The organism is Gordonia insulae (genome assembly GCF_003855095.1).
In the GTDB taxonomy this organism is placed as follows: domain Bacteria; phylum Actinomycetota; class Actinomycetes; order Mycobacteriales; family Mycobacteriaceae; genus Gordonia; species Gordonia insulae.
On record NZ_CP033972.1, the window covers coordinates 4768017 to 4791195 of the forward strand.

24 protein-coding genes are annotated in these 23179 nt (G+C 68.4%); 13 read left to right on the forward strand and 11 right to left on the reverse strand.

All coding sequences use genetic code 11. The features are described from left to right. Positions 1 to 28: 28 nt before the first annotated feature. Positions 29 to 1018, reverse strand: coding sequence for a 3-hydroxybutyryl-CoA dehydrogenase (locus tag D7316_RS21735; RefSeq protein WP_124710111.1), 990 nt, complete (start codon positions 1016 to 1018; stop codon positions 29 to 31). After that, the gene (locus tag D7316_RS21740; RefSeq protein ID WP_124710112.1) at positions 1015 to 2118 is read right to left on the reverse strand and encodes an NAD/NADP-dependent octopine/nopaline dehydrogenase family protein; all 1104 of its coding nucleotides are present in this window, start codon (positions 2116 to 2118) and stop codon (positions 1015 to 1017) included. Before D7316_RS21740 ends, D7316_RS21735 begins: the two co-directional genes overlap by 4 nt. 119 nt (positions 2119 to 2237) lie before the next feature. Here D7316_RS21740 and D7316_RS21745 point away from each other — a divergent pair, with 119 nt between their 5' ends. From D7316_RS21745 to D7316_RS21765, 5 genes are read left to right on the forward strand one after another with little or no spacing between them, the layout of a single operon-like run. Continuing rightward, positions 2238 to 3239, forward strand: coding sequence for an Lrp/AsnC family transcriptional regulator (locus D7316_RS21745; RefSeq protein WP_269462509.1), 1002 nt, complete (start codon positions 2238 to 2240; stop codon positions 3237 to 3239). Between the two features lie 45 nt (positions 3240 to 3284). Beyond that, positions 3285 to 4307: a D-2-hydroxyacid dehydrogenase gene (locus tag D7316_RS21750; protein WP_124710114.1), complete on the forward strand. Its 1023-nt coding sequence runs from the start codon at positions 3285 to 3287 to the stop codon at positions 4305 to 4307. A gap of 4 nt (positions 4308 to 4311) precedes the next feature. Further along, on the forward strand, positions 4312 to 5337 hold the full coding sequence (locus tag D7316_RS21755) for a type III secretion system chaperone family protein (protein WP_124710115.1): 1026 nt from the start codon (positions 4312 to 4314) through the stop codon (positions 5335 to 5337). A 52-nt stretch (positions 5338 to 5389) separates the two neighbouring features. Beyond that, positions 5390 to 5953: an orotate phosphoribosyltransferase gene (locus D7316_RS21760; protein ID WP_124710116.1), complete on the forward strand. Its 564-nt coding sequence runs from the start codon at positions 5390 to 5392 to the stop codon at positions 5951 to 5953. A 3-nt stretch (positions 5954 to 5956) separates the two neighbouring features. Further along, positions 5957 to 6616 (forward strand): RNA methyltransferase, encoded by a 660-nt coding sequence (locus D7316_RS21765; protein ID WP_124710117.1) that lies wholly within the window; start codon positions 5957 to 5959, stop codon positions 6614 to 6616. Here D7316_RS21765 and D7316_RS21770 read toward each other — a convergent pair whose 3' ends face one another. Then, entirely contained in the window at positions 6617 to 7606 is a 990-nt protein-coding gene (locus tag D7316_RS21770; RefSeq protein WP_124710118.1) for an MOSC domain-containing protein, read from the reverse strand. It lies immediately after the preceding gene. A gap of 161 nt (positions 7607 to 7767) precedes the next feature. Between D7316_RS21770 and D7316_RS21775 the strand changes: the two genes are divergently transcribed. After that, a complete protein-coding gene (locus D7316_RS21775) occupies positions 7768 to 8853 on the forward strand; it encodes an acid phosphatase (RefSeq protein WP_232017017.1) in 1086 nt (361 codons plus the stop codon). 16 nt (positions 8854 to 8869) lie between these two features. Here the strand turns inward: D7316_RS21775 and D7316_RS21780 are convergent, their stop codons facing one another. Beyond that, the gene (locus D7316_RS21780; protein ID WP_164473835.1) at positions 8870 to 9928 is read right to left on the reverse strand and encodes an ABC transporter permease; all 1059 of its coding nucleotides are present in this window, start codon (positions 9926 to 9928) and stop codon (positions 8870 to 8872) included. Between the two features lie 73 nt (positions 9929 to 10001). On the opposite strand from D7316_RS21780, the gene D7316_RS21785 reads away from it, so the two are divergent. Continuing rightward, positions 10002 to 10589 (forward strand): TetR/AcrR family transcriptional regulator, encoded by a 588-nt coding sequence (locus tag D7316_RS21785; protein WP_164473836.1) that lies wholly within the window; start codon positions 10002 to 10004, stop codon positions 10587 to 10589. 22 nt (positions 10590 to 10611) lie between these two features. Here D7316_RS21785 and D7316_RS21790 read toward each other — a convergent pair whose 3' ends face one another. After that, complete coding sequence (locus tag D7316_RS21790) at positions 10612 to 11331, reverse strand: DedA family protein (protein WP_124710122.1); 720 nt, start codon at positions 11329 to 11331, stop codon at positions 10612 to 10614. Further along, positions 11328 to 12347, reverse strand: a complete 1020-nt coding sequence (locus D7316_RS21795) for a DUF368 domain-containing protein (protein ID WP_124710123.1) — start codon at positions 12345 to 12347, stop codon at positions 11328 to 11330. Before D7316_RS21795 ends, D7316_RS21790 begins: the two co-directional genes overlap by 4 nt. Positions 12348 to 12503: 156 nt before the next feature. Here D7316_RS21795 and fbaA point away from each other — a divergent pair, with 156 nt between their 5' ends. Next, positions 12504 to 13541: a class II fructose-bisphosphate aldolase gene (fbaA, locus tag D7316_RS21800; protein ID WP_124710124.1), complete on the forward strand. Its 1038-nt coding sequence runs from the start codon at positions 12504 to 12506 to the stop codon at positions 13539 to 13541. 133 nt (positions 13542 to 13674) lie between these two features. Here the strand turns inward: fbaA and D7316_RS21805 are convergent, their stop codons facing one another. The 3 genes from D7316_RS21805 to D7316_RS21815 form a co-directional block, all read right to left on the reverse strand. Then, on the reverse strand, positions 13675 to 14331 hold the full coding sequence (locus D7316_RS21805) for an endonuclease domain-containing protein (protein ID WP_331852580.1): 657 nt from the start codon (positions 14329 to 14331) through the stop codon (positions 13675 to 13677). Between the two features lie 301 nt (positions 14332 to 14632). Then, entirely contained in the window at positions 14633 to 14830 is a 198-nt protein-coding gene (locus tag D7316_RS21810; protein WP_124710126.1) for a hypothetical protein, read from the reverse strand. A 62-nt stretch (positions 14831 to 14892) separates the two neighbouring features. Next, the gene (locus D7316_RS21815) at positions 14893 to 16932 is read right to left on the reverse strand and encodes an Rv0361 family membrane protein (RefSeq protein ID WP_124710127.1); all 2040 of its coding nucleotides are present in this window, start codon (positions 16930 to 16932) and stop codon (positions 14893 to 14895) included. 175 nt (positions 16933 to 17107) lie between these two features. On the opposite strand from D7316_RS21815, the gene D7316_RS21820 reads away from it, so the two are divergent. The 4 genes from D7316_RS21820 to D7316_RS21835 all read left to right on the forward strand — a co-directional run bounded on the left by D7316_RS21820 (position 17108) and on the right by D7316_RS21835 (position 20347). Continuing rightward, entirely contained in the window at positions 17108 to 17545 is a 438-nt protein-coding gene (locus D7316_RS21820; RefSeq protein ID WP_124710128.1) for a DUF3151 domain-containing protein, read from the forward strand. Further along, positions 17542 to 18645 (forward strand): FUSC family protein, encoded by a 1104-nt coding sequence (locus D7316_RS21825; protein ID WP_124710129.1) that lies wholly within the window; start codon positions 17542 to 17544, stop codon positions 18643 to 18645. Before D7316_RS21820 ends, D7316_RS21825 begins: the two co-directional genes overlap by 4 nt. 72 nt (positions 18646 to 18717) lie before the next feature. Continuing rightward, positions 18718 to 19632: a cation diffusion facilitator family transporter gene (locus D7316_RS21830; protein ID WP_124710130.1), complete on the forward strand. Its 915-nt coding sequence runs from the start codon at positions 18718 to 18720 to the stop codon at positions 19630 to 19632. A gap of 55 nt (positions 19633 to 19687) precedes the next feature. Further along, complete coding sequence (locus D7316_RS21835) at positions 19688 to 20347, forward strand: pyridoxamine 5'-phosphate oxidase family protein (protein WP_124710131.1); 660 nt, start codon at positions 19688 to 19690, stop codon at positions 20345 to 20347. Here the strand turns inward: D7316_RS21835 and D7316_RS21840 are convergent. Beyond that, on the reverse strand, positions 20331 to 21185 hold the full coding sequence (locus D7316_RS21840; RefSeq protein WP_124710132.1) for a site-2 protease family protein: 855 nt from the start codon (positions 21183 to 21185) through the stop codon (positions 20331 to 20333). The two genes, D7316_RS21835 and D7316_RS21840, sit on opposite strands and share 17 nt — an antisense overlap. Further along, entirely contained in the window at positions 21182 to 21814 is a 633-nt protein-coding gene (locus D7316_RS21845; protein WP_124710133.1) for a hypothetical protein, read from the reverse strand. The genes D7316_RS21840 and D7316_RS21845 overlap by 4 nt, the downstream gene beginning before the upstream one ends. A gap of 78 nt (positions 21815 to 21892) precedes the next feature. On the opposite strand from D7316_RS21845, the gene D7316_RS21850 reads away from it, so the two are divergent. Beyond that, on the forward strand, positions 21893 to 23179 hold the full coding sequence (locus D7316_RS21850) for an adenylosuccinate synthase (protein ID WP_124710134.1): 1287 nt from the start codon (positions 21893 to 21895) through the stop codon (positions 23177 to 23179).

Here is a 23179-nt window from a genome sequence, read left to right on the forward strand (position 1 = left end):
ATATGCGTTGTCGTCCGGGGTGACTCGGTCAGTCGGCGGCGGCGAACTCCTCGTGTCTGCTGAGACGCCCCAGTGCATCGAGGACGCGGGCGAAGTCGGCGATCCGCTGTGCGCGGTAGTCGTCGACGGTGTCGTCGTCGAACGTGTAAAAGCCTGCGCCGTCGGTCATCCCGCGCCGGCCCGTGGTCATGTGGGTCTCGACGAGGGGGGCGGGGGCGAACCGTTCGCCGAGTTCCCGACGCAGGTAGTGCGACGCGTGATACAGGGTGTCGCAGCCTCCCCAGTCGATGAACTCGAGCAGACCGAGGACCGCGAACCGGGAGCCGAAGCCGATCCGGACGGCCGTGTCGATGTCCTCGGCACTCGCGACCCCCTCCTCGACCATCCTCGCCGCCTCGTTCATCACCAGGGCCTGCAACCGGGGCACGATGTATCCCGGCGACGCCGCACAGACGACCGGCGTCTTGCCGACGGCGAGCAGGAGATCACGGGTCGCGTCGACGGTGTCCTGCGTGGTCGAGGTCCCGGGGCTCACCTCCACCAGCGGCATCAGATCGGCGGGGTTGAGCCAGTGGGCGTTGAGGAACCGCTCCGGGAACGCCAGGTGGGTGGCGAGGTCGTCGACGAGGAAACTCGATGTCGTGGACGCGATCGGGACGGTCGGGTCGACCGCCGACTCGATCCACGCGAACGCCTCCCGTTTCACCTCGGACACCTCGGGGACCGCCTCGAAGACGAGATCCACCGATGCCATCGCGTGTGTCGCAGTGGTCCGGTCCACCACGTCGACGTGCGCGGCGACATCGTCGATGCGGTCGGCGGACAACAGGTCCAAGGTCACCTTGTGGTCGAGGGCGTGGCGGATCGCGGTCCGCACGCCGTGCCGGTAGGTGATGGCGGACTCGCCGCGGTCGCGGAGGTCCACGACCGTCACCGTCACATTGCCGAAGGCGAGTGCTGCGGCGATGCCCTGCCCCATCCGTCCGGCGCCGACGACGGCGACGTGCAACCGGCTCACTGGTGGAATCCCTCGTGGAGGAACCGCTGGAGTGATGGGCGGTCGAGGTGCGCCATCCCGAGGCTCTCGAAGGTGCGGCTCCCCGCAGAGGCGGCGCGTCCCGTGACGGCCCCTGCGAGGGCGAGCAGTCCGTCGGCGACAGGAGTCGGCACCGACGCCCAACGCCCCACCGAACTCAACAGCGCCAGTCCGATCTCCACGTCCTCGGTCATGTACCGATGGGTCGTGAGGTCGATGTCCTCCCGCCAGTCGCCGCTGTCGGTCAACTTCTCGTGGGCGGCGTTGCCGTACATCCATTCATCGCCGTCGGCGGTGTAGTGATCGGCCAGCGGAAAATGCGGCGCCGAGTAGCCCAGGGCCTCGCGGACGGCGATCCGCTCGGCGTCGAGCGCGGAGGTGACCCGGCGGATCGATTCCTGGGTGCCCTCGTTGTGGATGTCCCACGACGGGAAGTGTTCGAGCGGACCGGCATTCATCAGGATCAGCGGTGGGTGGATGATCGGGCCGGCGTTCATCAGTGCGCCGCTGAGTGCATCCTCGCTGCGCTCGACGGCGGGGTACACCTCCGCCAGCAGGCCGAGTGCGCGGTCGGTGTGCCGTGCGGGGAAGACACCGGTGGGCAGCCTGGTTGCGTAGCCGCTCACCACGACTCGCGTGTCCCCGTGCTTGCGCGCGAGATACGGAAGCGTGCCGGTCTCGGCGAACGCGACGTCGGCGTGATTCCCGGCATCGCGCACCGCGCGAGCGAACACGACCGACCCGAAGCTACCCGGCGGCAGATAGACGACCTGACCGTCGCGCAGATGCGGCGCCAGTTCGCGTGCGAGCGACTCGTGGGCGAAGGCAGGAACGGGCGCGACGATGACCTCCGCGTTGGACACGGCGTCGCCGAGAGCGGTGAACACCTGAATACCGTCGCCGCCGTCGACACGGACCTGGCGGTGACCGCGATGGTCGTCGACGTCGAGAAGTCCCCGCTCGACCAGCGGTGAGAACGCGGCACCGTCTCGGCGCCACCACGACACGTGGTGATTGTTCTCGCTCAACTCCGCGGCCGCGGCATACGAACCGTGGCCTCCACCGATCACACAGACCTTCACTGACATCCTCCTCGATCTCGGCCGCCGACTGCGGCCGTTTGCGGGCTGGAAGGAAACGTAGGAGTGGCCGCCGTCGAATGTCTCGACATCGCCCGATAGCGAAAAAAGTCGGCGCCCTGATGCAGGATTGTCACGTGCCGGACGACCTCGATTATCAGATCGTTCACGCTCTGCAGGTGGCCCCTCGCGCCCCGTGGGGTGTGGTCGGCGACGTCGTGGGCGTCAGCGCGGCGACGGCCGCGCGACGATGGGAGCGTCTCGTCGACCAGGGGCTGGCCTGGATCGTGTCCTATCCGGGCGCGGCGTATCTCAACACGCGATGCAGCGCCTTCGTCGAGGTGCAGACGTCGGCGGCGCGGGATTCCGTCGTCGAACGGCTGTGTCGTGACCGGCACGTGGCGACCATCCAGCGCACCGCCGGTGACGGCGACCTGCTGCTCACCGTCATGGTGCCGGATCTCGAGTTCCTCGGGGACTGGGTGCAGCTCCTCGCCGAATCCGACGGGGTGGCGCGCACGCGGACCAGGGTGGTCACCAAGGTCATCGGTGAGAGCGAGCGATGGCGGATGCGGACCCTCGGTCAGGACGAGGAGTCCGTACTCGCCGAGCACCGGCCCGTGCACCGGCCACTGGCCCACGATCCCGACGAGCCGGACCTGCGCCTGATCGCCGCGCTCGCCGAGGACGGGCGGAGGTCGGCGGTGGACCTCGCCAGTGCGAGCGGGTTGAGTGCGCCGACGGTGCGGCGGCGCCTGACGGCACTCGTCGCCGAGCGGGTCCTGTCGATCCGATGCGAGGTGGCGCACGTGATCAGCGGATGGCCGATCACCGCGAACGTATGGGCGCGCGCGTCGTCGAGGTCCATCGTGGCGCTGGTGGACGCGCTGGACGGGTTGCCGCAGGTGCGGGTGTGCTGCGAGGTGACCGGGACCGCGAACATCATCATGGGCGTCTGGCTGCACACCGTCGGCGAACTGGCCGAGTTCGAACAGGAACTCGAGAGCCTGGTTCCGGGCCTCGTGGTGGTCGATCGCTCCGTCACCCTCGAGACGCCCAAACGGTTGGGCTCGTTGCTCGACCGGTCGGGATGTCGGACGGGTTCGGTACCCGTCGTCCTGTGACCCCGGCGGCCGGTGCGACATCACCCCGTCACCTACGGTGGATTCATGTCTCCGGATTCGCCCGTGGTCGCACTGTTGGGTTCACCCGCTGTCGCCCCGCCCCCGAACCTCGCCGAGATCGAAGCGCTCGCCACCGTGCGGTCGTGCACAGCCGACGACCTCGGCTCCGCGCTTCCCGGGGCCGACGTCCTCCTCGTCTGGGACTTCTTCTCCCGTGCGCTGCGGGACAACTGGGGGCCGGCCACCGCGGATCTGCGGTGGGTGCACGTGTGCGCGGCCGGGGTGGACTCGCTCCTGTTCGACGACCTCCGGGAATCGGACATCGTGGTGACCAACGCCGCCGGGGTCTTCGACCAGCCCATCGCGGAATTCGTCCTGGCGTCAGTCCTGGCCCGGGACAAGCAATTACACCTCACCAAGCGTCTGCAGCGGGAGCGCGCGTGGCAGCACCGGGAGACGACGCGGACGGCGGGGACGTCGGCGTTGGTGATCGGCACGGGCGGAATCGGCCGCGCCACCGCGCGGTTGCTGCGCGCCGCCGGAGTGCGGGTCACCGGGGCGGGGCGCACGGCGCGTGAGAACGATCCCGACCTCGGCACCGTCCTCGCCACCGACGATCTGGCCGCCTACGTCGGGGAGTTCGACAACGTCGTCGCGATCGCGCCGCTCACGCCGCAGACCGAACGGATGATCGACGCCGACGTGTTGTCGGCGATGCGGTCGGATGCGCACCTGATCAACGTCGGGCGCGGACAGCTCGTCGACGAGCCCGCGTTGATCGAGGCCCTGGCGGCCGGGCGGATCGGCGCGGCATCGCTCGATGTGTTCACCGACGAGCCGTTGGCGTCGTCCAGCCCGCTGTGGGCGATGGAGAACGTCGCGATCTCGCCGCACATGAGCGGCGACGTCGTGGGGTGGCGCGATGTGCTCGCCGACCAGTTCCTCGCCAACCTGCGGCGATACGTCGGTGCGGGCGCACCCCTGGACGAAGTACTCGAAAACGTCGTCGACAAGCAGCGAGGTTATGTCGTGGCCGCCAGTCGGGCGGCCGGCGATAGTAGGCTGTAGCGCGATGACCATCGTGTATTTCGTGATCGCCGTGTTGGCGCTGGCCGGTGCCGGCGCCCTGTTGTGGCTGGATCGCCAGCGTTCCAGTGTTGCGCGGCATCAACGCGCGATCTGGGGTGATCAGCACGAGTTCAAGTTCCGCGAGTCGGATACCAAGCTGCGCAAGGTATTTCACCGCGCGACGATGAACGTCCCGGAACGCGTCGCGGTTCAGGACGTCGCATTCGGGCATTACTCTGGCGCAGAAGCGGTGGTCTTCGACCTGGCCGAGACCGCCACCGTTGTCGCGGTTCGGCGTTCGACCCCGTCGTCGGTGGTGGTCGATCTGCGCCACGAGGATGTACTCGCACCCGCCGAGGAGGACGTCGAGCTGCTCGGCGCGATGGGTCCGCGCGTCATGTTCTCCAACAATCTCGACGTCGCCCGCCGCGTCTGCGACCGCCGCATGGTGGCCTTGGCCAACACCGCACCGTCCTACATCGAGGTGCTGTGGAACGAGGGCAACTGGGTCCTCGGTTCGATGCCGCTGACCACCGACACCGACCGCCTGGACGCCGGGCTCGAGGTGGTCCGGCGGTTCGCCGATCTCCTGCGGGTGTTGCCGCCGATCGTCGATCCCCAAGACGCGCCCGACCCACGCGACCCGCACGGTCCCACCCGGGCCGAGCTGGCCGACGAGAAGACCGAGTCGATGCGCGACAAGCAGCGCCGGGCCCGGATCGCCGCCGCCGCGAATGATGTCGACGACCAGGGTTCCGCAGACGCCGACCCGGTCGCGCCGGAGCCCACCCGTGCCTGGAGCGCGGTGCCGGAGGCCACGCCGCCCGCACCACCGTCGACGGCCGGTCGCCGGATGCAGCCGATGCCGGTCCGACGGCCGTCGCAGGCGCCGGGCGGCGGCCGGCCGCCGAGCGACCGCGACGAAGGTTCGCCGACCCCGCCGCCGGGTGCGGCACGTCCGGCCCGGCCGTACGATCTGCCCCCGAGCACGCCGTCGACGGACCGCCCGAATCGCCACCGCAAGAACTGACCGGCGGGCGGTCCGGTCGCGTCCGAACCATCAGTGAGAAATGAGCCGTGACATGTCCTCGTCCGTACCCCCCACCGTCAACGACGACGGCCGCGCACGCCTGGCGGAGCTCGTCACCGAACTCGCGGTGGTGCATGGCCGGGTGACACTCTCGTCGGGCAAAGAGGCCGACTACTACGTCGACCTGCGGCGCGCCACGCTGCACCACGAGGCATCCCGCCTGATCGGCAGCCTGATGCGGGAACTGACCGCGGACTGGGACTACCAGTCCGTCGGTGGGTTGACGCTCGGTGCCGACCCCGTCGCGACGTCGATCATGCACGCGGCGGGGCGGGAGATCGACTCGTTCGTGGTCCGCAAGGCCGCCAAGACCCACGGTATGCAGCGCCGCATCGAAGGCCCCGACATCGCAGGCCGCAACGTGCTCATCGTCGAGGACACATCCACGACCGGTGCCTCACCGTCGGCCGCGGTGGAGGCTGCGCGCGAGGTGGGCGCGACGGTGATCGGGGTGGCCACCGTCGTCGATCGGGCCACCGGCGCCGACGAGGTGATCGGCGCCCTCGGCGTGCCGTACCGGTCGCTGCTCGGGCTGAGCGACCTCGGACTGGTCTGAGGGGTGGATCAGCCGGGACCCACCGAGTGGCAGGCGGGACCTGCCGTCGGTGTGGGGCCGTGGCAGACCGACCGTGACGGCCCGCTGCCGACGGATCCGCGATACGACGCCGACCTCCTCGCCGAGGGCGACACCCGTAACGTCGTCGATGCCTACCGCTACTGGACCCGCGAGGCGATCGTCGCCGACATCGACACGCGGCGCCATCCGTTCCACGTCGCGATCGAGAATTTCGCCCATGACGCCAACATCGGGACGGTGGTGCGCACCGCCAATGCGTTCGCCGCGGCCGCGGTGCACATCGTCGGCCGGCGACGATGGAATCGTCGCGGGGCGATGGTGACCGATCGCTATCAGCATCTGCTGCACCATGATTCGATCGCCGAGCTGTTCGACTGGGCGCACCGCGAGGGTCTCGCGGTGGTCGCGGTGGACAACACGCCCGGCGCCCAGCGCCTCGAGGCCGCCGAACTGCCCCGGCGGTGTGTGCTGCTCTTCGGTCAGGAGGGACCCGGGGTCAGCGACGATGCACAGCGGCACGCGGACCTGACCGTCTCCATCGCGCAGTTCGGGTCGACGCGCAGTGTCAATGCCGGTGTGGCGGCGGGTATCACGATGCATGCGTGGATACAGCAGCACGCCGATCTCGATCGGGCCTGGTAGTCAGGAGGGCGATCGGCGCAGCAGTTCGGCGACGCGGTTGGCGGTGTCGAATGCCAGGATTCGGCCGGAGTCCGCCATCCGGCGAACGCGGGTCGGTGGCTGCGGCGGTGTGACGGTGAGGATGTCGCCGACGTGGACGTCGCCGGTCCGGACGACGTCGGCGTAGACACCGAGATAGCGGTCCGACGTCGCCGCGACCGCGCGGGTGAGGCGCTTGTCGAGGGGTAGGCCGACGTGGGCGCGACTCGGCACGACGCAGCGCACCGTCTTCATCACCACATGCAGTTGGGCGCCGCCCAGATCCACTGTCGCGCCGGTCCACTCGGACTCCGGGAGGCCGCGCCCGGTGCCGTCGATCACCACGTTCGGCCGGAAACGTCGGGTGGCGACGCTGTCGTCGCCGATCGCCTCGGCGATGGTGGCAGCGCTCGCCTCCGACAGCAGGTGAATCGGGCAGAGGTCGACGAAAGTACCAGGGGGAGTGGCATTTCGGGTGATCGTGGCAAGTGCTCGGGCATTCATGTCGGAGATCTTCGGGAGCCGCTCGTCGGGAGCGATACCCAGGTCCTGGGCCAGCGCCCGAGGGGCGAGGGTGCCGAGACGTTCCCGCCACGGCAGACGATGGGCGCGGGGGTCCGCGGGCAGCGGCACCAGGCGCACATCGCGGTCCAGTCGCGACGACAGTGCGGCGTGGATCGCGGGGTCGTCGCTGCGGTGTTCGGTGCCGTCGGGAGCCGTCACGATGACCGCCGGTGCATGTCCCGGCCCGGCGTCGGGGCCCGGGGGAGTCACGTAGCGCGCGGAGAACACGAGCACGGCCGGCAGCCTGCGTGCCGAGATCGTGGTGTCGCGCTCGACGTCGTGCAGTGCCCAGAGCCGGTCGCCGTGGACGCCGCGTCGGCGCAAGGTGGCGGTCTCGAGTTGTTCGCCGGCCATGGACTTGACCGGGTGGCGCCACAGCTGCGTGACGTGTGCTGACGGGCTGCTCATCGGTCACCTCGGGGGTCGGCTACGCGGCGTGTGGGTGTGCCGCACAGGGTAACCGATCGTTCACTTGCGCAATCATCGCGTCCGAGGAAGAGTTACGAGCCGTGTCGACTCTGCGGTTGCGCTCTGCGATCTTGTCTGTCCTGACCCCGATGCTTCTCGTGATGGGAGTCGTCGCGAGCGGCACCGCCACCGCGGCACCGACCGCGACCGCCCCGGCCGCGTTCACCCCGGCGCAGCTGGTCGGGCCGTACGCCTCCGACGTCCCGCCGACCGGCACGTACATCCCGGTCCTCGACGGCTTCGCGGAACTCCGCCGGGCCCACCCGTCGATCATCGCGTCGAACCTGCAGAAGGTGAAGGCGATCAACAACTCCGCGACACGCGCGCAACAGGCGGACGCGATCGCGGTCAACTACGACGATCGGCTGGTCTCGCTCTCCGACGCGCTCGGTGACCGGCTGGGCACGGTGTTCCGTCAACTCCTGGCCGCGGGCAAACTGCCCAAGGTCGACGCGCTGGCCGGCGGCGACACCGCGCGGGCCGGTCTGCCCCTCGGCACGACGTTGCTGGAGAAGGAGTACTACGACAACCCGCGGCCGTTCGTGGTGGCGCCCACGTCGATCAAGCGGTACGACAAGCCGGGTGGTCACCTGTATGCGGAACTCGTGAACAACGGGTCGTACCCGTCGGGGCACACCAACATGGCCTACTGGAAGGGCGCGCTGCTCGCCTACTGGCTCCCGGAGCTCGGTCCGCAGATCATCGCGCGCGCCGGCGAGATCGGCCGCAGCCGAATCGTGCTCGGCGTGCACTATCCGCTGGACGTGATGGGTGGCCGGATCATGGGCACCGACATCGCCGCCGCCCGGCTGGCCGATCCGCGATTCGCGCAGCTGATCGATCAGGCGGGGGCGCAACTGCGCGACCAACTGCGTCGCTCCGTCGGAATGTCGTTGACGGACTTCATCGCCCGTGACACGCCGTACCTGACGACACAACAGGCCGTCAGCGAGCACCGGAACCTGATGACGTACGGGTTCCCCGTCGTGTCGCCGGGGCAGGTCAACGGGATCCCGGCGTCGGCGGCGGCGCTGCTGCGCAGCCGATTCCCCGGCCTGACCGACGGCCAGCGACTGGACATCCTGCGGCGCACCGCGATTCGCACGGGCTATCCGCTGGACCGATCCGGTGCCAACGGTGGCTGGCTGCGCATCGACCTCGCTGCGGCATACGCGGTCACACCCTGATCGGGTACCACCACGGTCACGCGGTGACCGGCTCCTCGAGTGACGGCACGTGCAGCACCTCGCGGTTGCGGTAGTGGCCGAGTGCGCTCAAGGCGATACCCAGGACCGCCCACGCGGTCAGTACGAGCCAGGGCTGTGTGGCGTCCGCATCGGGGAAGTAGCTCAGGTCGCGCACCAGGGTGGCGCCCGCGCCGGGCACCAGGAACTGCCCGATCGCACCCCAGGGTGTGGCGAGGAACTGCACGGGCATCGTGGCCGCCGACAAGGGGTTGCCGACGAACATGGTGATCACCGCGCCGACGGCGATTCCCGGCGGCCCGATCAGGGAGTTCATCCCCACCACGAATGACGCGGTGCCCAGGACCGCGAGCGAGATCCCGGCGCAGAGCAGGAAGAAGTTGCCGGGCAGTATGCCGAACCAGGTGTGCGTCACCAGCGTCACGCTGACCCCACCGAGGATGGCGAACACGACCAGTGCGACGAGCCGTCGGGTGACGCCGGCGACGAGTAGTGAGATCAGGATGCCGCCGAGCAGGCCGGCCAGTACGAGAGGGAACCCGAGGGCGCTCAGGCCCGAACCGTTGGGATCGTCCCCGGCGAGGGGCACGACGTCGGTGGTCGTGACGGTGGTCGTCACCGGGTTGACGCCGGGCCGGGCGGACTGGGCCGACATCTGCTGCTGCATCGAGCCGGCCACGCCTTTGAGAATCGAGACGACTGCGGGACCCGCGGCGGACGCGATCAGCACTTCGGGAGCGCGTCCGGCGACGATCGCACCGTCGATGTCGCGGGTCCTGATCGCGGTGATCGCCTCGTCGCGGGTGGCGTAGGTCGAGGTGTCGAAGACCCCCGGTGCGTTGGTGTCGAGATTCTGCTCGACCTGTGCGACCGCGATCTGGGGGCCCACGATCCCGACGGGGAGATCCTTGGCGGACGAGGTCGCGACTGGCCACAGGAAGGCCAGCACGACGACGCCGATGGCTACCGCCGCCAGCAGCGACATGATGAGGGTCTTCGACCAGGTGGTCACCGGGCCGGTCGGGGGTGATGCGGCGTTGGTGGATGTCTCGGTCATGGCGAGCCCGCCCTCTCAAGGAGATTGTTCGTTCTCTTTGAAGGTGACTATACAGAACATGTATTCTTTTTGTATGCCCCGCCTGACTCGAGAGACCGCGCAGTCCCGACGGGACGCGATCGTCGCCGCGGCGCTGCGGATGATGGCGACCCAGGGGGTCGCGCACACATCGATCGCCGACATCTCCGCGGAATCGGGATTGTCGACGGGCTCGATCTACTCGCACTTCTCGGGCAAGGCAGAGATCTTCGCCGAAGGTGCGGCAGCGGTGATCGGCCGGCGGGCTCAGGCGCTGCTGGAGGAAGGATTCGACGCACGGGAACCGCGATCACCGCGCGAGATCGTCGGCCGCCTACTGGGTGCCCTCGACGAGGACGAGGTGCCACATCGCCTCGTCCTGCAGATGTGGGCGGAGGCGACCGTCGACGAGGAGATCAGCGAAGTCGTCGATCGTGCGGTGGGCCGGATTCGAACCGCCTACCGGGCGGCGATCGGGCCGTGGGTGGCTGCGCAGAAGGGTTCGATCGACATCGACGCCGTCGTCCGCGGGATGGTGGCACTCTCGCAGGGCTACATCGTCCACCGGGCGCTGTTCGGGCCATTGGCGCTCGGGGAGTACCTCGGCGGAGTCGGCGTGGCGCTCGACGATCGGGAGGAGTGAGGGACCGGCAGGCTGGTCCGGATCAGGACTCGCTCTGCAGGTCGGATTCGGTGGACACCACGTCGGCGGCCGACTTCTTGGCCACCCGGCGACGCCGGTACCACTCGACGAACATCGGCAACACCGACAAGACCACGATCAAGATGAAGATCGGCTCGATCAGCTTCTGCACGATCTCGAATCGACCCAGCCAATAGCCCAGCAGGACGATTCCCGCACCCCAGACGATGGCGCCGACGACGTTGTAGACGAAGAAGACCGAGTATTTCATCCGCGCGGCGCCGGCGACGATCGGCGCGAGCGTACGGACGATGGGCACGAAGCGGGCGAGGAAGATCGTGATCGGGCCGCGCTTCTCGAAGAACTCGTGTGCCTCGATGAGATAGCGCTCCTTGAGGAAGCGGGCGTCCGGCTTGAACATGCTGGTGCCGACATACCGGCCGATCCAGTAACCGATCTGTCCGCCGATGATGGCCGCGATCGGGATGAAGATCAGCAACTGCCAGAGCGATGCGAACTTGTCGATCCCGTCCTTGCCGCCGGCCGCGACCACCATTCCGGCCACGAACAGCAGCGAGTCGCCCGGCAGGACCGGGAAGAGCACCCCGGACTCGATCAGGATCACCAGGAGCAGGCCCCAGAAGGCCCAGGCGCCGAAGTACCCCAGGAGGGTCACCGGGTCGAGGAATCCCGGCATGAGGGCGACGTTTGTCGTGGTCTGGGCGAGAGCGGAGTCGATCACGACGGATCAGCGTACCTGTCGAAGCTGAATGATCGCTGGGAGCCGGGAGCCGGGTCTGCCCTCCCGGCGCGTCGCTGGACCAGCGCGACGACGCCGACGACCGCTGCGCCGAGCACGAACAGTGCCAGCGCCGCCGGCCAGTCGGAGCCGACAGCCATGACCTGCCCCTCGTCGGTCTGCCACGGCCACAGCGCCCGCAGTGAACCCAACAGCAACCCGGCCGCGCTGACCATAGCCACGGTGTGATGGTTCCTCAGCAGTTTCTCCAGGATGCGGACGAACGACGCCAGGCCCACCAGCGCGCCGAGTCCGAAAACGGCCAGGTAGGTGAGGTCGCCATTGTCGACGGCCGCCATCGTCGGTGCGTACAGGCCGACGACGAGGAGGAAGAACGAACCGCTCACCCCGGGTAGCACCAGCGCGCAGATCGCGATCGCGGCCGCTCCGAACACCATGGTCAGCGGGGGATCGGAGATCTCGCCACGGGGTAGGGAGGTCAGCGCGAACGTCGCTGCCGCCATGACGATGAACAGGGCGGCGGCGCGCAGTCGCGAACTCGGGGCGTGCAGCGCGCCCGGTCGGATCTCCAGGAGCGGGATGACCACCGACATCGCGATCATGCCCATGAACAGCGCTTTGGAGTTCACCGGCTGATCCGTGACGAAACTCTCCATCACGCCCGCGATCGAGATCACTGCGAGCGCCATGCCGATGGCGACCGGGATCAATAGCCACCACTCGACGTCGCGTGCCGCCGAACGCCAGTCGCCGCGGGTGAGCATCATGCGGGGGACGTCGAGGACGTGCTTCGCGGAGGCGATCAGGCGGGTGTAGATCCCGGTCACCAATGCGACCGTTCCGCCCGAGACGCCGGGCACTGTCTCGGCGACACCGATCAGGGCGCCGCGGGCCAGGTCTCCGGCGACCGTGCGGGGCCGAGGCCGGAGAGGCGGCGCGAGGGGTTCGGCGGTGTCGGACGTGTCGGCGGACGCTGTGGCCGGAGGGTTCGTGGACATCACGAGACATGGTACGGATTTCTCGGCATACCGGTCATAACCGACGTCGAGGTCACAGAAGACCCGGTGCTGCACATGCGGGAACCGGGCTTGACATACTGAACGGGAGTGACCGACTCGCAAGCGCGCAAACCTTACCCGGTTGGAGGACGTGAGATGCCCATAGCAACCCCCGAGCAGTACGCGGAAATGTTCGACAAGGCAAAAGCAGGGGGCTATGCGTTCCCGGCGATCAACTGTACGTCGTCGTCGACGATCAACGCGGCCATCAAGGGCTTCGCGGACGCCGGTAGCGACGGCATCATCCAATTCTCCACCGGCGGTGCCGAATTCGGTTCCGGCCTGGGAATCAAGGAGATGGTGACCGGCGCTGTCGCGCTCGCTGAGTTCGCCCACGTGATCGCGGCGAAGTACGACGTCACGATCGCACTACACACCGACCACTGCCCGAAGGACAAGCTCGACACCTACGTGCGCCCGCTGCTGGCGGTCTCGCAGGAGCGCGTCGACGCCGGCAAGAACCCGCTGTTCCAGTCGCACATGTGGGACGGCAGCGCCGTTCCGCTGGACGAGAACCTCGAGATCGCCAAGGACCTGCTGGCCAAGGCCGGAGCGGCGAACATCATCCTGGAGATCGAGATCGGTGTGGTCGGCGGTGAAGAGGACGGCGTCGAGGCAGAGATCAACGACAAGCTGTTCACCACGCCGGAGGACTTCGAGAAGACCCTCGACGCGCTGGGCGCGAGCGACTCCGGTAACCGTTACCTGCTCGCCGCGACGTTCGGCAACGTCCACGGCGTCTACAAGCCGGGCAACGTCAAGCTGCGTCCCGATGTCCTGAACACCGGGCAGGAGGTCGCGACCAAGAAGCTCGGCCTCGCCGACGGCAGCAAGCCGTTCGACTTCGTCTTCCACGGTGGTTCCGGCTCGCTGAAGAGCGAGATCGACGAGGCGCTCAGCTACGGCGTCGTGAAGATGAACGTCGACACCGACACCCAGTACGCCTACACCCGTCCGATCGCCGGGCACATGTTCTCCAACTACGACGGGGTGCTCAAGGTTGACGGCGAGGTCGGTAACAAGAAGACCTACGATCCGCGGGTCTGGTCGAAGCTGGCCGAGGCGTCGATGTCCGAGCGCGTCATCGAGGCATGCACCGACCTCAAGTCGGTCGGCAAGTCCATCAGCGCCTGATCAGACACGGTCTCGAAGCGACAGCGCCCGGGTGATCCCGGGCGCTGTCTGCGTTGTCAGGTGGCGCAGCAGATCGCGCTGCTGAGATCAGCCCCGTGAGCCGCCGCCGAGGGGATATCCCCTCGGCGAGGGCTCAGGGGGCCGAAGTTTGCCGCCGCGTCCGTCGCGGGCGGTGGCGATCCGCGTCTGTGACGGCGGTGATGTCGGCGATCGTCTCTGCCCAGCCGTAGATGACGTCGTCGTACGTCAAGCGCATGGTGATCAACCCTGAAGCGAGTGTCTTCCGGTCGCGGCGTCGGTCATTCGCGTAGTTCTCCGGGCTGGTGTGGTGGAGTTTGCTGTCGCACTCGAGCAGTAGACGGCCCACCTGCAGATCGACATAGCCGACGCCTGGGATCTTCGGCTGGACGACGACGTGAAAGCCCCGTGCGCGCAGCCGGAGTCGGACCGCGCTCTCGGTGCCCGATTGCGCGCGGGCATCGCATCTGAGCATCCGGTCCTCGATCTCCCGACTGGACTGTGGCATTTCCGATCGCAACGACCGGATACTCGTCCCCGACGAGTTGAGCAGTGAGTCGCACACGACGATCCAGTCCTCGCGACTCATGCAGCGAGCTGCGACCATCAGCGCGACCGGCGCCGGATCGATCGGGGTCAGTACCGGCAGCGGGCGGCCCGGCGTTCGGCAGAAGTCTCGCCGCGCGTGGTGTCGGGAGCCCCGTACGTGCAGGTCGTCGTACCCCGGCGGGATCCAGAGGCCGTGGTGTCGCAGCGCGGAAACGCAGCTCATCGCGCCTCCTCGACGTACCGCCTCGACCACGTTCTCGTCCGCAGTCGGTGTCGCGTACCAGCCGGGCCGCGGGCGAATGAGTGCGCTCTCGCGAACTGCTCGGCGCAACTCGGCGTCGGTGGTTCCGTTTCTGAGCAGCTGACTTCTGCTGTAGACGTTGGGTTCGAGTTCTTCCACGTCATGTCAGACGCAGCAGAGTCCGGTTCGGCTCCCGTCGACTGAGATGAGCACCCTCAGCTGCCGCCGAGGGGATATCCCCTCGGACCGGCCCCAGGGGGCCGATCTCAGCCGGCGGAGCGCCTCAGAGTGCGGCGAGGCCGACGATCACACCGACGGCCAGCGCGATCATCACGATCGCGGCGATGACGACGGGCGGGTCGATGCGCCGGCGGGTCGGCCGGGGTGACGGCATCGGGCGCGCGGCCGACCGCCGGATGTGCAGCGGGTGGGTCGGTGGTTCGTAGTACGCGCGTGGCGGGGTCTCGGGCGAGCGGGTCACCGGCGTCTGGTGATGGACCCAGGTTTCGTGTCGAGGCAGTCGGGTGGTTGGTCCGTTGCCGGTCACTGGGGCGTGCACACCTTCCAATCATCGCCGGACTTCTGCAGGTTGATCGTCACCGTCTGCGGGGTGTCGGGGCGGCTGCTGTGCACCGCATTGACCTCGACAACAGCCTGGTTGCCGCCGTCGCCGGTGACCTTGACCGCCTTGACCTCGCTGACCTGGATGAGCTCGTTGCGGGCCCGCTGGCCGTCGTAGATCTTCTGGAAATCGCTATCGCTGATCGACGTGTAGAACTGGTTGCGCTCGCCGCAGGTGACCGACCGCAGGGTGTCCAGATCACCCTCGTAGAGCGCGGTGGAGAACTTCTTGGCGGCGTCCGCGGCCTCGTCGGCAGGAGCCGGGGGTCGCAGGTTCATGTAGGCGAACACCGCGCCGACAGCCGCGATCACGACGATCACGGCGGCGCCCACCAGCCACGGCCAGCGACGTCGCCCGCCGGACTCGGTCGACTTCGCCTTCGACGCCGGCCCGTCACCCTTGCCCGGAATGACCTCGGGCGGCTTGTGGGCCGTCGTCGACCAACCCTGTGTCGACGATCCTTGCGACGACGTTCCTTGCGCTGACGATCCCGGTGATGACGCCGCGGCAGTGCCCGCAGCCGCGGCCGCCCCGGCCGCGGCAGCTGCCGCGACCGGCTTGGTGACCGGTCGGGTCTCGGTGTCCGATTCGTCGGTCGAGTCGTCGGCGGCGAAGGCCTTCGTCGGGGCCACATCATCGCCGTCGGTGGTCCCCGAGTCGGCAGCTGCGGAGTCAGCGGTCGCCTCGTCGGCGGTTTCGGCCGGGGAGTTGTCGTCACCGCCGAGGGCGTCGATCTCCTCGAGGTCGTCGAGCTCCTCGGCGTCGGGCAGGTCGTCACGACGGATCACGGTCGTCGCGGAGTCGGTCGGGCCGATGCCGCCGCCAACCTTCTTGGGCTTGTCGTCGGCGGGCGCGTCCTCGGTGTCCTCGCCCGCATCGGCAGCGGCGGCGCCGGCAGCCGATGCGCCGAGTGCGTCGATGTTCTCGAGATCGTCGAGTTCGCTGATGTCGGGCATCTCGTCGCGCCGGATCACCTTGGTGGCCGAGTCGATGCCGCGTCCGCCCTTCGGCTTCGGCTTCGGGCGGGCGGCCTCGGGGGAGCTCTCCGCGGGAGCCTGCACGTCCTCGGTCGCGGCGTCCGCAGAGGGGTCGTCCGCGGTGGGTGCGTCCGCGGTGGGGTCGTCCGCTGTCACGTCGACGTCGGACGCGGCCTCATCACGAGCGGCGTCGTCGACCGGTTCGTCGGATTCGATTGCATCGGTGTCTGATTCGCCGGTTTCGGTGTCGTCCTCGCCGTCGACGACCGTGTCGTCGGCGTCCTCGGCCACTGCTGCGTCGGCCACTGCTGCGTCGTCCACTGCTGCGTCGGCCACTGCCGTGTCATCCACCGCCGCGTCGTCCACGGCCGATTCGCTCTCGGCGTCATCGACGTCATCGACGATCGCGGAGTCATCAGAGACATTCGACACACTCTCGGCGTCGTCGGGATCCTCGCGGCCCGATTCGTCCCCGGCGTCGCCGTCGGCCGGCGCGTCGGCACCGTCGGCGTCGTCTCCGGCTGCGTCTTCTGCGGTGGCGGCAGCGATATCGGAAGCCTCGCCTTCATCGCCCTCGGCGCCCTCGACGTCGGCGGTCCCGGCAGCGGTGCCCTCGTCGGCGGCGGTGGCGTCCTCGGCACCCTCGACGGGGTCCGGGTCGCCGGCCGTGTCCGCGTCGGTCCCGTCCGCCTCGGTCGCATCGGCGTCGGGTGCGACATCGTCCGCAGCGCGCTCGGTGCCGTCGGTCGTCGGGCCCTGCGTCGACGTCTCGTCGTCGCCGACCGCGTCTTCCGAGGTAGAGCTGGTTCCACCGTCTGTGTTCGTCGCGTCGGTCACCGCTGCGTCGTCGCCCTTCGTGCTGTCGACCCAGGAATCATCCGGGCCCCGGCGGCCGCTCCCGGCCGTGTGGTTCCTACCGCGATCACGCCACGCGGAGAGGGCGCGACCGAACAACGATCCCTTGTCGTCCTGCGATGAAGGCATCGTCGTCTACACCCCGCTCTCTCCGAATCAGATGTGGTCGGCGTCCCCGTGCCGTGGTGATCCCCGCCGAGTCGGTCGCGTCGTGGCCGATCGCGCCATTCACCCTAGCGAATACCTCCGGCAATCAGCACTCGGTGGGCGTCGAAGTACTCCGTATGGGTGCTTGAATGGAGGCGTGACTTCCTTCGGAGATCTGCTCGGACCACAACCGGTGCTGTTGACCGGCGACGATGAAGCCGAATCGGAACTGCTCAACGGCGCAGATCCGGCCCGGACCGCGGCTGCGCACCCCACTGCGTCGATCGCATGGGCGTACCTGGCCGACGCGGCGCTCGACGCATCCGACGACGGTGCCGACGTGTCGAAGGTGATCGCCGCCTACGCGTATGCGCGAACCGGCTATCACCGCGGCCTGGACCAGCTGCGCCGGCACGGGTGGAAGGGGTTCGGCCCGGTGCCCTGGAGCCATGAACCCAACCAGGGCTTCCTGCGGTGCGTCGGTGCGCTCGCCCGTGCGGCCAAGGCCGTCGGCGAGGAGGACGAGTACCTCCGTTGCCTCGATCTCCTCAACGACAGCGACCCGGCTGCAGCGCAGCATCTCGGACTCGCTTGACCGACTGGCTGCGCCGACGGCTGAACGGACTACCGCCGCCGGTGCGGCAGCGGGTTCGGCGACTGTGGTTGTCGCTGGTCCCCATCGGACAGTGCGCGATCGCGGCGGGCGCAGCATGGTGGATCGCGGTGAACATCTTCGGTCACCCGCAGCCGTTCTTCGCGCCGATCGCCGCGGTGGTGTCGCTCGGTCTGTCGCTCGGCAAGCGCTGGCGACGCTCGGTGGAGTTGGTCGCCGGGGTCACCATCGGCATCCTGATCGGCGACCTTCTCGTCTCGCAGATCGGATCGGGGACGTGGCAGATCATGCTCGTCGTCGCGCTGGCGATGGCGGTGGCGGTCTTCCTCGACAACGGTCCGCTGATCCCGATGCAGGCCGCATCGTCGGGCGTCCTGGTCGCGACCCTGCTGCCGCCCGGGGGCGTCGGTGGCTTCCACCGCGCGATCGATGCGTTGATCGGCGGCGTGGTCGGGATGATCATCGTGGCGTTGTTCCCGGTGAACCCGGCCCACCGGGCCCGTCGCGACGCGGCGGGACTCCTGGCGACGATGCGGGACTCGGCCCGCACCCTCGTCTCCGGCCTCCGGGAGGGTGACGCCGACGTCGTCGCGTCCGCACTGGAATCGGCGCGCGGGACGCAGGAGGCGATCAACGAGATGCGCGCCGACATGCGGGGTGGCCGAGAGGTGAGCACGATCTCGCCGCTCTACTGGAACGCGCGCGAACGCCTGGCCCGCATCTCCGCGACCGCCGATCCGATCGACAACGCGGTCCGCAACTTCCGGATCATCGCGCGGCGCGCGCTCGGCATGACGCAACGCGGTGAACCCCTGCGACCCGAGATCGTCGACATCCTCGCCGACGTCGGGGAGGCCTTCGAGGTGCTGCGGGAGATGATGATCGCCAAACCGGGCGAGGAGCCCGACCAGGCCGACGCGGCGCGGGTGCTCCGCACCGTCGCGCGCAAGGCCAAGGCCGAGCTCGTCTCCGACAGCACACTGTCGGAGACGGCGGTGATGGCAGAGCTGCGATCCATGCTCATCGACATGTTGATGATCGCCGGGCTGCGTCGCTCGTCGGCGATGGCCACACTGCGCTGACCTGGTCGTACGGGGACCGAGTTAGGGTCGCCTCTTGTCATATATGCGAGAACGTGCATATATTGACGACAAATGGGCCACTCACACACGCACACGCATGGGGACTCGACCGGATCCGTCGCGAATCGCCGGATCTGGCCGATGGCGGTTGCCGTCGCGATCATCTGCGGGTACTTCGTCGTCGAGCTGGTCACCGGCCTCCTCGTCAACTCGCTGGCGCTGATCGCCGACGCCGGGCACATGCTGACCGACGTCGTCGCGCTGGTGATGGGGCTGGTGGCGCTCCTGCTGGCCAAACACGGCTCGACGACCGATGATCGCAGCTTCGGCTGGCACCGCGCCGAGGTCTTCACCGCCGTCGCGAACGCCGTCTTGCTGATCGGTGTCGCGGTCTTCGTGCTCTACGAGGCGGTGAAGCGAATCGGCACCGACCCGGAGGTGCCCGGGCTGACCCTCATCGTCGTCGCCATGATCGGGTTGCTCGTCAACCTGGCGGTGATGCTGCTGCTGCGCGCGGACGCGCAGGAATCGATCGCGGTGCGCGGCGCGTACCTCGAGGTCCTCGCCGATGCCGTGGGCAGTGTCGGCGTGCTCATCGCCGGTGTCGTCGCACTGACCACCGGGTGGGGGTACGCCGACGTCGTGGTGGCCGTGCTCATCGCACTCTGGGTGGTCCCGCGCGCCGTGCGGCTGGCCCTCGAGGCGCTGAGGATTCTCAATCAGCAGGCGCCCGCGCACATCGACGTCGATTCGCTGCGCCGGGATCTCGCGGCAATTCCCTCCGTCGACGACGTGCACGACCTGCATGTGTGGACGCTGACCACCGGAATGGACGTCGCCACGGTGCATCTGGGCAGCAACGGATCCAACCGCGAGGTGTTGACCGCCGCGCAGGCCGTCCTCACCCGGCACGGTCTGGAACACGCGACCGTGCAGATCGATCCGCACGACGTCCGCGAACGCTGCCACGACGAACTGAAGTGGTGACCCCGGCCGCTCGGCCGGCGCGAAAATCCGCCTGACAGAACGCGGATCGACGGTCATGCTGGCAACCATGCCCGACGACCAGCTCTTGTCCCTGACCCGTAAACCCGACCGCGGCGGTGACCGCGCGCTCCTCGACGAGATCCTCGACGAGGCGCACGTCGGAGTACTGTCCACGGTCACCGACGACGGGCTGCCGTGGTCGGTGCCGATGCTGGCTGCCCGTGACGGTGACCGTCTGCTGATCCACGGGTCGTCGGGAGCGGGTGCCCTGCGCCGGGTGGCAGCGGGTGCGCCGGTGACGTTCACGGCCTTCGTCGTCGACGGTCTCGTGGTCGCCGGGACGCTCTTCGACCACTCGGTGAACTATCGGTCGGCGGTGGTCCGGGGAACCCTGGTGCACGTCGACGACGTCACCGACGCGGCGCGAGCACTCGACGTGTTCTCCGATGCGGTGCTACCCGGCCGGAGCGCCGAGGTACGCGATCACACCCGAAAGGAGTTGTCCGCGACGCGGATTCTCGCGCTGCCCATCGTCGAGGGGCAATGGCTGTGCAAGGCTCGGTCGGGTGGGCCGGGAACCACCGACGATTCCACCGGCTGGACCGGACACATCCCGATGCACATCGCCTACGAGGAGCCGGTCACCGAAACGCCCGGCGAACTGCCGGACTCGGTGGCCCGGCTGTATCGAGCACGCCCTACCGCCAGAAGATGAACAGATTCCAGCCGTAGGTCGCGAGCGCGCTCGGCACGCCGGAGAGCCCGAACAGCCAGTAGATGACGTCGAAGAAGGCCCGGTTGAGGAACGGGATGAACAAGAGGGCGAAGACGATCAGGAAACCGTACGGCGCGATCTTCTGCATCGAGAATCGGGTCTTGTCGGACAGATACGGCTCGACGGCACCGTAGCCGTCGAATCCCGGCACCGGCAGGATGTTCAGCACCGCCGCGGTGATCTGCAGAAACGCCAACATCGACAGTGCCGCCCACAGATTGAGATGGTCGGGCGACAGGTAGATCGTGCCATCGGTCGACTGGACGCCCGGCGTGGACGACAAGCCGGACTGCACGGCGATCAGCAGCACGACGCCCAGCACGGCGTTGGTCGCGGGCCCCGCCAACGACACGATCGTGCGCTGCGAACGCGTGAAGCCCCGCTGGTCCACGTAGACGGCGCCGCCCGGAAAACCGATGCCGCCCAACAGGATGATCAGCAGCGGCAGCCCGATCGAGAGTCCGGGATGCGTGTAGCGCAACGGATTGAGGGTCAGATAACCGCGCAATTCGGCGTTACGGTCGCCGAACCGGAATGCGGTCACCGCGTGTGCGAACTCGTGGAGACACAGCGAGATGACCCAGCCGGCGAGGACGAACAGCAGCGTGCCGCCGATCGACTGGGCGTTGCGCCCCGGCTCCGACGTCGCGACCAGCCAGCCGCCGACAGCGGCGGCGACGACCAGTCCCAGGAACACCGGGCCCGGTCGGATCGCGCGCAGGATCTCCCGGGTCGTCGGCCGCGCGCCGCGTCCGGCAGCGGCAGGGAAAGCGCTCATGGGCACACCAGCTTCATGTCCACATGATGCCGGTAGAAGGTGGACCGTTTCAGCACGCGTGGGGTGAGTGTGCCCTCCCGCTCGACGACGATGTTCGTCCCGCCGGTCTGCGCGGCCCGCCCGAGGTGCCACCGACCGGGCCAGATCGGACGGATGACCCGTGCCCGCAGCCCCGGGGCGTGCGGGAGCGGCTCGATCTGTACCCCGCGGACCTCACCGGTGAACAGGTGCTCGCTGTCAACGTAGGTCTCGCCGTGCAGCTTCTCGTCGTCGGCGCCGAGATGGCGGGCCACACCGACCAGCACGCTGGCCGCGTCGTCGCGGATCAGCGGAACGTCGCGGGCGCTGCCGTGCTCGGCGAGGGTCTGCGCCGCGGAGCCGTGCGGCAGGCGGTAGATGCGGGTCGCCCGGGTGGCGGCCGGTGGCGTGTAGGCGACCTCGACGTCGAGCCGTTCGGCGAGCATGAGCGTGGCGATGACCAGCGACAGGAACGCGTCGGCGCCGTCGGCCCCGGTCGGGGCCACGACGACCCGGGACACCTCCGGATCGGTGAGATGGTCGGTGACCGCGGCGCGCACGGCCTGTTTGCCGCTGCCCACCCGGGACTCGCTGATCGGCACAAATGACACGCGAATAGCGTATCGGGGGGTCAGAACCAGTAGGGTTGGCCTGTTGTTCAGCGCGCCAACTCAAAGGAGTAACCGACCATGGCCGCGATCGTGCTTATCGGCGCCCAGTGGGGTGACGAAGGCAAGGGCAAGGCGACCGACCTGCTCGGCGGAAAGCTGCAGTGGGTTGTCCGCTACCAGGGCGGCAACAACGCCGGTCACACCGTCGTCCTGCCGAACGGGGAGACCTTCGCCCTGCATCTGATCCCGTCCGGCATCCTGACGCCGGGCGTGCGCAACGTCATCGGCAACGGTGTCGTGGTGGATCCGGGGGTCCTGCTCACCGAACTCGGCGGTCTCGAGGACCGCGACGTCGACACGTCGGGTCTGATGATCTCGGCGGACGCTCATCTGTTGATGCCGTATCACGTGGCCATCGACAAGGTCACCGAACGTTTTCTGGGCAACAAGAAGATCGGCACCACCGGCCGCGGCATCGGTCCCTGCTATCAGGACAAGATCGCCCGGGTGGGTGTGCGTGCGGCCGACGTGCTCGACGAGAAGATCCTCGCGCAGAAGGTCGAGGCCGCACTGGAACTCAAGAACCAGATCCTGGTGAAGATCTACAACCGACGCGCGCTCGACCCGGCGCAGGTCGTCGACGAGGTCCTCGAGCAGGCCGAGGGCTTCAAGCACCGCATCGCCGACACCCGGCTGCTGCTGAACCAGGCGCTCGAACGGGGGGAGACCGTCCTGCTCGAGGGGTCGCAGGGCACTCTGCTCGACGTCGACCACGGCACGTATCCGTATGTGACGTCGTCGAATCCGACCTCCGGCGGCGCCGCGGTCGGTTCGGGGATCGGGCCCAACAAGATCACCACGGTGCTGGGCATCCTGAAGGCCTACACCACCCGCGTCGGGTCCGGCCCGTTCCCGACCGAGCTGTTCGACGAGTGGGGCGCCTACCTGGCCAAGACCGGCGGCGAGGTCGGTGTCACCACCGGGCGTGCCCGGCGCTGCGGCTGGTTCGACGCCGTCATCGCGCGCTACGCGACCCGCGTCAACGGCATCACCGACTACTTCCTCACCAAACTCGACGTGCTGTCGAGTCTGGACACGGTGCCGATCTGCGTCGCGTACGAGGTCGACGGCGAACGCGTCGACGACATGCCCATGACGCAGACCGGATTCCACCACGCGAAGCCGATCTACGAGGAGATGCCCGGCTGGTGGGAGGACATCTCGCAGGCCAGGCGCTTCGAGGATCTGCCCAAGAACGCCCAGAACTACATCCTGCGGTTGGAAGACCTTGCCGGGGCTCATATCTCGTGTGTCGGCGTGGGGCCCGGCCGCGAGCAGACCATCGTTCGTCGCGAAATCGTGTAG